Annotated in this window: 1 protein-coding gene; it reads left to right on the top strand. The window is 47.5% G+C overall.

The features are described from left to right. Window positions 1-830: hypothetical protein (locus A3773_RS19705; protein ID WP_197462823.1), on the top strand; the 830-nt coding region annotated here is incomplete at its 5' end. Between the last annotated feature and the right edge of the window lie 20 nt (window positions 831-850).

The following is an 850-nucleotide window of genomic DNA, read 5'->3' as shown; positions in this document are numbered from 1 at the left end:
AGGTGGGGAGAGATGAAGAGGGAAAAGAGGCTAAGGGAGAAGAGAGGAGAGGGGGAAGGGGAGGGAGAGGAGAAATGAAGAAGAAAAAGAGGGAAGGGAAGAAAGGGAGGGAGAAGAAGAGGAAAAAAAAAAGAGGAAGGAAAGAGAGGAGGGAGAAAGGGGAGAGAAAAAGAGGAAGAAGAGGGAAAAAAGAGAAGAAGAAGAAAAAAAAAAGAGAAAGAGAGGAGGGAGGGGGAGAGAGGGAGGGAGAAGGAAGAGAGAAAGAAGAGAGAGGGAAGAAGAAAGGGAAAGAAAAAAAAGGAAAAAAGAAAAAGGAAAAAAAGAAAAGAAAGAAAAAGAGAAAGAAAAGGGAGAGAAGGAGAGGGAAGGAGAAAAGGGAGAAAGAAAAGGGAGAAGAAAAAAGGGAGGGAAAGGGGAGAAAAAGAAAGGAAGAGGGGGAGAGAGAAAGAGGGGGAAAAGAGGGAGAGGGGGGGAGTAAGAGGGGGGGGGAAAGAAGGAAAGGGGAAAGGAAAAGGGGGGAGAGAAAGAAGAGAAAAAAGAGGGGGGAGAGAAAAAGGGAAAGGGGGGGGAAAAAAGGGAGGGGGGGAGGAAAGAGGGGAGGAGAAAAAGAGGGAAGGGAGAGGAAGAAGGGAAAGGAAGGGAAGAAAGGAAAGAGAGAAAAGGAGGAAGAGGAAGAAGAGAAGGGGAGAGAAAAAAAAGAGGAAAGGAGGAAGGGAAAAGAAAGAGAAAGGGGAAGAGGAGGAAGGGAGGAAGGGAGAAAGGGAAGAAGAGAAAGAGGAGAGGGGGAAAGAGAAGGGAAGCGGTGGATGCGAGGGGAAGGCGGTGTCTGAAATGGATGTGTATGTTGATG

This window comes from Neptuniibacter pectenicola, from assembly GCF_001597735.1.
Taxonomy (GTDB): domain Bacteria; phylum Pseudomonadota; class Gammaproteobacteria; order Pseudomonadales; family Balneatricaceae; genus Neptuniibacter; species Neptuniibacter pectenicola.
Note: the sequence above shows the minus strand (reverse complement) of the source record. Positions and strands in the feature narration are given on the sequence as shown.